This window comes from Myxococcus sp. AB025B (assembly GCF_006518215.1).
Taxonomy (GTDB): domain Bacteria; phylum Myxococcota; class Myxococcia; order Myxococcales; family Myxococcaceae; genus Myxococcus; species Myxococcus fulvus.
Genome location: NZ_SRLW01000105.1, coordinates 20339 through 29810 on the forward strand (window position 1 = coordinate 20339; position 9472 = coordinate 29810).

The following is a 9472-nucleotide window of genomic DNA, read 5'->3' on the forward strand; positions in this document are numbered from 1 at the left end:
CCCGACGCGACGTCCTGACGCCTTCTCACGGCAGTCGCGGTAGTTTCTGAGTACTTCCTTCCGGTCCATGCATTCTCGACCCCTCCCACGTGCATGGACCGGAATAGCCTCGACCCACCGTGAGACTCGCACGCAAGTTCACCCTCGCCCTCGTCCTGCTCGCCGTGGCCGTCATCGCCGCGCTGCAGGTCATCCAGGTCCGCCGCGAGCTGGAGCGCTCGGCGCTGGACATGCAGCACGACCATCGGCTGCTCGGCCACACGCTCGCGGGCACCATCGGCAAGGCGTGGCAGCTGGCCGGTGAGCGCGAGGCGCTCAATCTCCTCAACCAGTCCAACAACTACCAGGAGCAGGTCCACCTGCGCTGGGTCTGGCTGGATGGCGGCCCCGGGACGCCGTCGCTCGCGGGCTTCCCGCCCCGGCTGATGGCCACGCTGCGCCAGGGCAGGGACGGCTCCATGGTGGACCCGGACCCGGCGCCGGGCCTCTTGCACTCGTACACGCCGGTGAAGATTGGCCCGCGCTTCGGCGCCATCGAAATCACCGAGTCGCTGGGCGAGGAGCGCCAGCACGTCTTCGTCACGGTGGTGGGCACCATCGTCGCCACGGGCACCATCACCTTCGCGTTCCTCATCGTCGCCATGGCCATGGGCCGCAGGCTCGTCGGTGAGCCGGTGGACCAGCTGGTCCAGCTGGCGGAGCGCTTCGGCCATGGGGATTTGTCCGCGCGCGTGCGGCTGCCACCGCAGCGGCGGGGGGACGAGCTGACGACGCTGGCCAACGCGATGAACCGCATGGGCGAGCAGTTGGAGGAGACGCGCTCACGCCTGTCCGCGGAGACGGCCGCGCGCCTGGCCGCGGTGGAGCACCTGCGGCACGCGGACCGGCTCACCACGGTGGGCAAGCTGGCGTCGGGCGTGGCGCACGAGCTGGGCACGCCGCTCAACGTGGTGATGGGCCGCGCGAAGATGATTTCGTCGGGCGAGGCGGAGGGCGAGGAGGTGGGCGAGAGCGCCCGCATCATCAGCCAGCAGGCACAGCACATGACGCGCATCATCCGGCAGCTGCTCGACTTCGCGCGGCGCCGCGCGCCCCACCGGGCCCCGGAGGACGTGCGGGAGCTCGTCTCCCGCTCGCTGTCCCTGCTCAGGCCCATGGCCGCCAAGAAGAGCATCACCCTGGTGGAGGACATCCCCGCAGGCGTCACGGTGGAGGCGGATGGGGGACAGGTGCAGCAGGTGTTGACCAACCTGGTGATGAACGCGTTGCAGGCCATGAACCAGCCGGGGACGGTGCGCGTGCACGCGGCCCACGCCCGGACCACGCCGCCCCAGGACGTGGGAGGCCCCGAGGGGAGCTACGTGCGCGTGGACGTGGAGGACGAGGGCAGCGGGATTGCCCCGGACGTGCTGGCGCACGTGTTCGAGCCGTTCTTCACCACGAAGGACGTGGGCGAGGGCACGGGGCTGGGGCTGTCCGTGTCCTATGGTCTGGTGAGGGACCATGGCGGCTGGATTGCCGTGCGAAGCGAGCTGGGACGCGGTAGCTGCTTCTCCATCTATCTGCCGAGCGGAGGGGACACATGCCAGGCCGCGTCCTGATGGTCGAGGACGAGCGCGAGATGCGCGCCATGTTGGAGAAGGGGTTGACCCGCCGGGGCTACACGCCCGTGGCGATGGGGTCCGCCGACGAGGCGCTGGCAAAGCTCGCCGGCGAGGACTTCGACGTGGTGCTCACGGACCTGCGCATGCCGGGCATGGACGGACTGGCCCTGTGCGAGCGCATCGTCCTCAACCGGCCGGACATCCCCGTCGTGGTGATGACGGCGTTCGGCAGCATGGAGACGGCGGTGGCCGCCATCCGCGCGGGGGCGTACGACTTCGTCACCAAGCCCATCGACATCGACGCGCTGGTGCTGGTGCTGGAGCGCGCGGTGCAGCACCGCGCCCTGCGCGACGAGGTGCGCCGGCTGCGGCAGGAGCTGGGGCGACGGCAGCAGGACAGCGGCGCGGTGGTGGGCGAGAGCCCCGCCATGCAGCAGGCCTACGCGCTCATCGACCGGGTGGCGGACCTGGACTCGACGGTGCTCATTACCGGCGAGAGCGGCACGGGCAAGGAGGTGGCCGCGCGGGCGGTGCACACCCGTGGACGCCGCGCGCAGGGAGCCTTCGTGGCCATCAACTGCGCGGCCATGCCGGAGGCGCTGCTGGAGAGCGAGCTGTTCGGCCACGCCAAGGGCGCCTTCACGGACGCGAAGGCGGCGCGCGCGGGGCTCTTCATCCAGGCGCACGGCGGCACCCTGTTCCTGGACGAGGTGGGCGAGCTGCCGCTCACGCTCCAGCCGAAGCTGCTGCGCGCGCTGCAGGAGCGGGTGGTGCGGCCGGTGGGCGGGGACACGGAGGTGCCGTTCGACGCGCGCATCGTCGCGGCGACGAACCGGGACTTGGAGCTGGCGGTGGAGGAGGGCCGGTTCCGCGAGGATTTGTACTACCGGCTCAACGTCATCGGCGTGGAGCTGCCGCCCCTGCGGGCGCGGGGCAACGACGTGCTGCTGTTGTCGCAGCGGTTCATCGAGCAGTTCGCCGCGCGCAACAACAAGCGGGTGGTGGGGCTGTCACCGGCGGCGGCGCAGCGGCTGCTGGCGTATGGGTGGCCGGGCAACGTGCGCGAGCTGCAGAACAGCATGGAGCGCGCGGTGGCGCTGACGTCGTTCGAGCAGATCACCGTGGATGACCTGCCCGAGCGCATCCGGAACTACAGCCAGCCGAAGGTGGTGCCGGAGAACACGGACCCCTCGGAGCTGGTGACGCTGGAGGAGCTGGAGCGGCGCTACATCCACCGCGTGCTGGAGACGGTGGGCGGCAGCCGCACGCTGGCGGCGCGAATCCTCGGCGTGGACCGCAAGACGCTGTACCGGAAGCTGGAGCGGGACGACGAGGCGAAGAAGCCCTAGTCGAGCGTCTCCAGCTTCACCTCGAAGAGCTTGGGCCAGAGCTTGCCGGTCATCAGCATGCGGCCGGTGCCGGGCTCCACGGCGATGCCGTTGAGGACAGCGTCGGTGATGCCTCGGACCTGGGAGGCCACGGAGCGCGCGAGGGCGGAGGCGTCGATGACGGCGGTGACCCGGCCGGTAGCCGGGTCGATTTCGAGCACGTCCGTGGAGTGCCAGACGTTGGCGTAGATGACGCCGTTGGCGCACTCCAGCTCGTTGAGCTGCTCCTGGGGCTGGCCCTGGAGGGTGACCTCGACGGAGTCCAGGGGCTCGAAGGTGTCGGGGTCGTGGAACGTCAGCGTGGAGCTGCCGTCGCTGCGGACCAGCCGGCCCTGCCAGTAGCACAGGCCCCAGCCGTCGCCTTCGTACGGCGTGGTGCGCTCACGGGTGGGGGGCAGGCCGCTCCAGGTGAAGAGCAGGCCCTCGGTCCAGGTGAGCTGGTAGAGGCGCTCGCCGTCGCTGGCGAGGCCCTCGGTGAAGACGTCGCCCAGGCGCTCGATCCAGAGGGGCGTGGCGGACTCGAGCGAGATTTCGCGCAGCGAGCCCTTCTGGCCGGTGCTCTCGAACAGGCGCCCCTGGTGGAAGACGAGGCCCTGGGTGAAGGCCTCGGTGGAGTGCGGATACTCCTGGACGATGCGGGCCACCTTCCGTGTGGGGCCGCCCTCCGTCGGTCGACGATGGACAGGTCCACAGCTACAGCCCACGCCCAACCCCAGCACACAGATGGCCGACATCCACGCTCGCTGATTCAAGTGCATCGAGTCGCGCACGGAAGCAGGAAACGCGGACCGGCACAACACACTCCCGGCCCGGGAGGACCGGGACGTGTCACGGCGTGGACGACACCTTCCGCGTCAGACGACCTTGGCGCTCTGGATGACCACGTCCTCGAGGGGCACGTCGCTGTGACCGCTCTTGTTGCCGGTGCGCACCTTCTTGATCTTGTCCACGACCTCCTGCCCCTTCACCACCTTGCCGAACACGGCGTAGCCCCAGCCCTGCACCGTGGGCGCGGTGTGGTTCAGGAACGAGTTGTTGACCGTGTTGATGAAGAACTGCGCGGAGGCGGAGTGCGGGTCGTTGGTGCGGGCCATCGCGACGGTGTACTGCTCGTTCTTCAGGCCGTTGTTGGCCTCGTTCTGGATCTGCGCGGTCGGGACCGGCTTCTGCCTCATTCCCGGCTCGAACCCACCGCCCTGAATCATGAAGTTCTCGATGACACGGTGGAAGACGGTGCCGTCGTAGTGGCCCTTCCCGACGAGCTCGAGGAAGTTGCTGACGGACTTGGGCGCCTTGGCCTCGTCCAGCTCGATGGTGATATTGCCGAAGTTCGTCGTCAGTTCGACCGTGGGCATGGAAGGTTCCCTGGAGGTAGAGGGTGGAAGGCGCACACCACTACCTCTTCGGTGCCGCTGTCCGCAATGAACACGTGAGGCGCTGCGTCCCGGGAGCCGGCGGAGGATTGCACTGGCGAACGATTCCGCCGTCCGCCGAGGGGCGACTTCCCATCAAGCGCCCGGGTTCCCCGTGACGCGCTTGAACATGACGCCCAGGTTGCCGATTCGCTCGAGCGCCTCCTTGACCTCCTCCGCGACGATGATGGGGTGCTTGAAGCGCTTCAGCATGAAGGCACGCGCACCCTCCGTCTTCTCGGGGAGGATTCGCAGACCCGAGATCCACCGGAACTCTCCCGCACGCTCGGGGAATGGGTCGTCCTCGGCGTAGTGCTGGACTCCCGTGGAACCCGCTTCGTCGATGCAGTCGACGACCCTGACCACATTCACGATGAAGAAGCGCTCGTCCACATCCTCGACGGACACCGGGAACAGCTGCACATCGCCGGGCGCGAGGGTCTTCAAGGCCTGGCCCACCTCCTCGCTGACGACAGGAACTCGCTGCACGCCGGCGAACACGAACGCACGTGGGCTGCCCCGATGACGCACTCGCGCCAGGATGGGTCCAGGGTCGGAGAGGGGGCGCCCGTCGGTGAACATCCCTGGGTCCTCGAACCTCCCCCCCGAGGCCGGCGCGGGAGTCGTGAGGTACCACTGAGGGACATCGGCGATTTCGACCCAATAGAAGTGACGGTCCACCTCACTCCCCTGCCTTCACGATGTAGCCGCGCAGCTCCGAGCCCGGCGTGAGCAACTCGTTCGCAATCCTCGCCAGCTCGTTCACCAGTCGCACGCGGCAATCCTCGGTTCCCCTACAGTCCTTGACGGCTCGCTGCAATCGGGGCACCACCTGGGAATGGTACAGCTCGGGATGTGGCCCCTCGTGCCCTTTGAGGCGCACTTTATTGGCCGCGTCCTCCAAGCTCATCCCCGCCATCTCGAACACCTCCTCGCACAGCGGCGTCCACGGCCCACCGCGCAATGTCGAGACGGTGTTCTTGTTCGTGCAGATGTGATGGACCGGGCCCTCGGCGTCCCCGGGAATGCGCCCGGTGGAGTACGACGCAATCACCGCCACGGCGCCGGGAGCCAGGGCCACGTTGAGCACTCCCGCCGCGGGCAGCGCGATGGACCCCACTCCCGCGCCGAGCGCCGCCTCGAGCTTGAACCCTCCCTCGACCTGAGCGCGCAGCGCCGCCTGGGAGAACCCTGGCAACCTCGGCCCCTGTGCCGCCATCGCGGCGCGGCCCCCGAGTGCCGACGTGAGCAGCAGCACCAACACGCGGGTCCCATTCGTCCCGAGCACCTTGCCGAAGCGATGACCGATGTCTTGCAGCTCGACGATGCTCGTCGCCCGCTCGGAGGCCTCCCATAGCCGGAGGAACCCCTGCCCCATCTCCCACACCGGGACGACCCCGAGATAAGCAATGAGGGAGGCCGTCAGGGCGACCGCGATGGTCTTGGTGACGGGCTCGGGCAAGGTCATCGTCAAGAGCAGCGCCAGCGCGGCCGAGCTGATCATCGCCTTGAGTACGACGGGGTTGAGCATGTGCCCCACTTCGTCCTCGACGCTCTCCCAGACAGTATCCAAGGCGAAGGACAGGGCCATCAACGTGCGGTCCTTGCGTGAGAAGGACAGCCCCGTCCCGCCTATCAGCGTCAGGCAGGAATCCCGCACAGGGCAGATGCGCGAGTAGAGTGACGCAGGGGAGTTCTCCACGCTGGAGTCGACAATGCCCTTCGAGGATGCAAGCAGCGCTCCTGACCGGACCCAACCATGCTGGTCCGCCGCGTCCGCCTCGCGAAAGGCGACCTCCAGCTTCAAGGTGAGGATGAGCTCGGAGAGCGCCCGCTGGAAGTCGTCCTCCTCCACTTCGACGGGCGCGACCTCCATCGGCGTGTAGGTGATTCTCTTGCCGTGCCCCGCGTCGAGGTTGACGACGCGCGTGGTGGCACAGCCCGTGAGCAGACACAGCAAGACGATTCCAGACCCGCGCAAGACATCCCCCAGGAAGGCGCCATGAAGACGCGCGCATCCTGGGCGGGCAGCTCAATTCCTCTCAAGCTCACGACCTACCACCGTGGGGGTAGACCGGAGCCAGCCATGTGACTTGACAGACAGCGGCCGACACCAGCGAGGAACGGGAGTCAGGCGCTACCACATCGTGGGGATGTCACGCGTGAGGTCCACGAACTCGCTCAGGGGCTTGCGCCGGAAGACCTTCCCGTCGAGGGAGTCCGCGAGTTCCTCGGGGGTCGCCACCACGAGCCTCTCCCGGCTGTCCATCGAGGTGACGGGCAGCGAGGGCTCCACCAGCTCCAGGCGGTTGCCCTTCAGGCGCAGCAGGCCGGAGCCCTCGCCCGCCACCAGGATGTCGTCGTGGTACTTCGTCACGTCCACGACCATCCCTGGAGACTCCACCACCTCCGACCAGCCATAGATGGACCCCTCCATCACGCCGTTGCCACCACAGGCGTACATCTCATCCCGAGTCGCCACGTGAATCCCTGTCAGGGGGGCTCTCGTGTAGGAAGGCACCGTATGCCATTGGGAGCCATCCCATCGGGAGATGAGTCCCTTGCGTCCCACCGCGTAGACCAGGGTGGAGGAGAGACCGTGGACGCTGATGACCTCGCCCGGACAGGGAATGGACTGCCAGGCCGTGCCATCCCACCGGAACATGCCGTCCTCCCGCTTGTCCACGCGCGGGCCCCACGTCAGGACGAAGTGGTCATCGACGCCCCAGACGCCCATGGCCAGGAGCGGGAGCGGATGGAACTCCCACTGGGGCGCCGTGGGGTCCTGGCCCAGGGAGACGTGCACCCCTCCTCGCGCGCCGCCGCCCTGGGAGACGTAGACCCGGCCCGAGGGTGAGCACCAGAGCCCCGTCAACCAGCCGACCTGGGACTTGAGCGCATACATCCGCCCGGCCGACACCTGCACCACCCAGGATTCAGCCTCGTCTTCCACCCAGCCCTTGCCATCCCAGCGGTCCGCCAGGAAGTGGCAGTCCTCGATGGAGGGACCACAGACCTTCCGGAATGCATGCCCCAGCGGCATCGTCCACGACTCCTCTCACGAACCCGCGGCTGCGTCGCAGCCGGGCTCTACCTCGCGGGGTCTACACACAGCTCGTGCTTGAACTGATTCACCTCGGGATGCGCCGCGAGCAGGGCGGCCATGCATTGATTGACCAGCTTCGACAGCGCCGGGTCCCCTCGATTCCTGAAGACACGCCCGTACAGGAAGAAGAAGTAGATGACATCGGGCTCGTCGGGGTCTGGCGCCGCCCGGGTCAGGCTCAAGCGCAGATCTCCCACCCCCTCATCATCGTCGTCACTGTCCGTCAGCTCGTTGGCGGGTGTGAAGTATTCATTCTGGCGTAGGTAGTCCTTCAGGAAGGTCTCCGCCAACATCGCTGACTGGTCGACGCTCACCGACATGTCTTCTCCTTTGGAAAGCCACGGGCTCATCGCGCCCGTCCTGTCGTGCGGCCCGGCGGGGTATCCCTCATGCGCATCCCCTGCTGCGCCAGACACCCCGCTCCTCGGATGCGATTGGCTTCACGCATCGTCGCCTGCCTGTTCCGCAACGCGGCCTCCGTCGTGGGGTGGTTCGCCCCGAGTCGCCGGCGGGCAATGACATGAGCGCGTCTCGCGGCAAGGGCTTCGTCGTCCAAATGCTGCTGGTACTGTTGTTGAAGTGGCGGTGGGGGCGCCTTCTTGCCAGGGAACTGCGCGAGCGGTGCACTGTTTATCTTGTTCTTCTTGATGGAGGCCACAACGTCCTGCTTCATCTGCGCCTCGGCCTTCCTGCGCCAACTGTTGATGCACTCTGCCGCGCTGCGGCCCTCCACGACATCACCCGGGGCACAGTTGGGCGCGGTCACCTTTCCGAGTCCCGCGCCCTCGGCACCGCCAGGCCCCGCAGCGCTCGTCGCGGAGCCACCTGCGCCAGCGCCGCTGGAGGAGCCCGCCCCTGGAGGCTGATTGAGGGCTTCCCGCTCCGCCGTGCGCCACTTCTCCTGATGATCGTCCAGATAGCTCTGCGTCCGGCCATCCTCATCCCGCTGGCGAGCCTCTTGAGGATACTCCTCCTCGGGGCGCCCTTCCGCGAGGTTGCGTTCGCGCTGCCTCGCGGAATCAGCGTTCTCGTTCCTCGTGTGCAGGCCATGCTCATGTTGAGGGTTGAAGGCTGCCCCTTGCATGGGAACAGCGGGAGCCTGCTCTTCCTGGTAGCCATCCACCAGGTTGCGACAGGGGTCTCCCCGCGCCCTGCGTCCCAATCCATCCGTGGAGCGGCCCGCTTCACGGAAGTTCGAGTCACGCACGAGGTGCCCGGACTGGCACTGGTTCAGATACCGGTCTCCCGTGGTGGGGCGCTCCAGCGGCGTCTGCGTGGCAGGCGGACCGGGGTTCTCGGTGAACCCGCGGTCCCGCTCCGCCTGGGTCGCGCCATCCCATCGGCTGCACTTCGCTTTCGCGTCGGAGCAGACATTTCCAACGGTCGAATAGGAGCCGAACCAGTCAGGGTTCAGGTGGGCTTGAATCAACAACGCCTGACATCGCTCGGAGAAGAAGTTGCTCCCCCCCATCTCCAGGTAGAGAAGGGGCGTATGAGGCGGAGCCGTCGGAGCGTCGGTGGCCATCGGCGGAGCCCTTTCACCCACGAAGGGGTGGCCTGGAATCGAGGGCCCACAAGAAGTCTGTCGAAGGGAAACCTGGGCGCGCTCAATTCCAGGCCAACGACGAGACCCGCGCCAATGATTGCCCTCCACTCTCCCGGCGACTCTGTCGGATTCTCCACACGCCCCGAGCGCCCTATCCCGGCTGCCGCCGCCGTCCCCACCACCGGTGCTCCACCAGCTCGTGGCCGAGCAACATCAGCGCGGCCACCGCGAACGGCAGCAGGTAGTAGACGATGCGGTACACCACCAGCGTGCCAATCACGACCGACGTCGGCACCACGGGCGTCAGCGCCGCCAGGATGACCGAGTCGAACACCCCCAACCCTCCCGGCACCTGACTGGCAATCCCCAACAGCTGCGCCACCGCGAACAGCGCCACCATCGTCAGCGGCGAAATC

The 9472-nt window shown here is 67.6% G+C and carries 9 protein-coding genes and 1 pseudogene; 2 read left to right on the forward strand and 8 right to left on the reverse strand.

Features of this window, described 5'->3' with window-relative positions; genetic code table 11:
* Positions 1 to 119 precede the first annotated feature (119 nt).
* Positions 120 to 1601: a sensor histidine kinase gene (locus tag FL311_RS19120; protein ID WP_141326823.1), complete on the forward strand. Its 1482-nt coding sequence runs from the start codon at positions 120 to 122 to the stop codon at positions 1599 to 1601.
* Complete coding sequence (locus FL311_RS19125; protein WP_141326825.1) at positions 1583 to 2953, forward strand: sigma-54 dependent transcriptional regulator; 1371 nt, start codon at positions 1583 to 1585, stop codon at positions 2951 to 2953. Before FL311_RS19120 ends, FL311_RS19125 begins: the two co-directional genes overlap by 19 nt.
* Here FL311_RS19125 and FL311_RS19130 read toward each other — a convergent pair.
* The 8 genes and pseudogenes from FL311_RS19130 to FL311_RS44120 all read right to left on the reverse strand — a co-directional run.
* Positions 2950 to 3726, reverse strand: coding sequence for a glutaminyl-peptide cyclotransferase (locus FL311_RS19130; RefSeq protein ID WP_141326827.1), 777 nt, complete (start codon positions 3724 to 3726; stop codon positions 2950 to 2952). The genes FL311_RS19125 and FL311_RS19130 overlap by 4 nt on opposite strands.
* Positions 3727 to 3846: 120 nt before the next feature.
* On the reverse strand, positions 3847 to 4347 hold the full coding sequence (locus FL311_RS19135; RefSeq protein WP_141326829.1) for a peptidylprolyl isomerase: 501 nt from the start codon (positions 4345 to 4347) through the stop codon (positions 3847 to 3849).
* Between the two features lie 153 nt (positions 4348 to 4500).
* Positions 4501 to 4986 (reverse strand): DUF1629 domain-containing protein, encoded by a 486-nt coding sequence (locus FL311_RS45180; RefSeq protein ID WP_342394475.1) that lies wholly within the window; start codon positions 4984 to 4986, stop codon positions 4501 to 4503.
* Between the two features lie 100 nt (positions 4987 to 5086).
* Positions 5087 to 6385, reverse strand: coding sequence for an AHH domain-containing protein (locus tag FL311_RS19145; RefSeq protein WP_194869261.1), 1299 nt, complete (start codon positions 6383 to 6385; stop codon positions 5087 to 5089).
* 156 nt (positions 6386 to 6541) lie between these two features.
* Positions 6542 to 7447, reverse strand: a complete 906-nt coding sequence (locus FL311_RS19150; protein ID WP_141326831.1) for a hypothetical protein — start codon at positions 7445 to 7447, stop codon at positions 6542 to 6544.
* A 47-nt stretch (positions 7448 to 7494) separates the two neighbouring features.
* The gene (locus tag FL311_RS19155; RefSeq protein ID WP_141326834.1) at positions 7495 to 7830 is read right to left on the reverse strand and encodes a hypothetical protein; all 336 of its coding nucleotides are present in this window, start codon (positions 7828 to 7830) and stop codon (positions 7495 to 7497) included.
* A 26-nt stretch (positions 7831 to 7856) separates the two neighbouring features.
* Positions 7857 to 9035, reverse strand: a complete 1179-nt coding sequence (locus FL311_RS19160) for a hypothetical protein (protein WP_141326836.1) — start codon at positions 9033 to 9035, stop codon at positions 7857 to 7859.
* A gap of 172 nt (positions 9036 to 9207) precedes the next feature.
* Positions 9208 to 9472: pseudogene (locus FL311_RS44120) on the reverse strand (hypothetical protein); the annotation flags it as partial.

What these genes read in the sequence shown, in the direction of transcription:
- FL311_RS19125 (WP_141326825.1), top strand. Translation starts at nt 1,583, where the DNA reads ATGCCAGGCCGCGTCCTGATGGTCGAGGACGAGCGCGAGATGCGCGCC.
- FL311_RS19130 (WP_141326827.1), bottom strand. Translation starts at nt 3,726, where the DNA reads ATGTCGGCCATCTGTGTGCTGGGGTTGGGCGTGGGCTGTAGCTGTGGA.
- FL311_RS19150 (WP_141326831.1), bottom strand. Translation starts at nt 7,447, where the DNA reads ATGCCGCTGGGGCATGCATTCCGGAAGGTCTGTGGTCCCTCCATCGAG.
- FL311_RS19160 (WP_141326836.1), bottom strand. Translation starts at nt 9,035, where the DNA reads ATGGCCACCGACGCTCCGACGGCTCCGCCTCATACGCCCCTTCTCTAC.
- FL311_RS45180 (WP_342394475.1), bottom strand. Translation starts at nt 4,986, where the DNA reads ATGTTCACCGACGGGCGCCCCCTCTCCGACCCTGGACCCATCCTGGCG.
- FL311_RS19155 (WP_141326834.1), bottom strand. Translation starts at nt 7,830, where the DNA reads ATGTCGGTGAGCGTCGACCAGTCAGCGATGTTGGCGGAGACCTTCCTG.
- FL311_RS19135 (WP_141326829.1), bottom strand. Translation starts at nt 4,347, where the DNA reads ATGCCCACGGTCGAACTGACGACGAACTTCGGCAATATCACCATCGAG.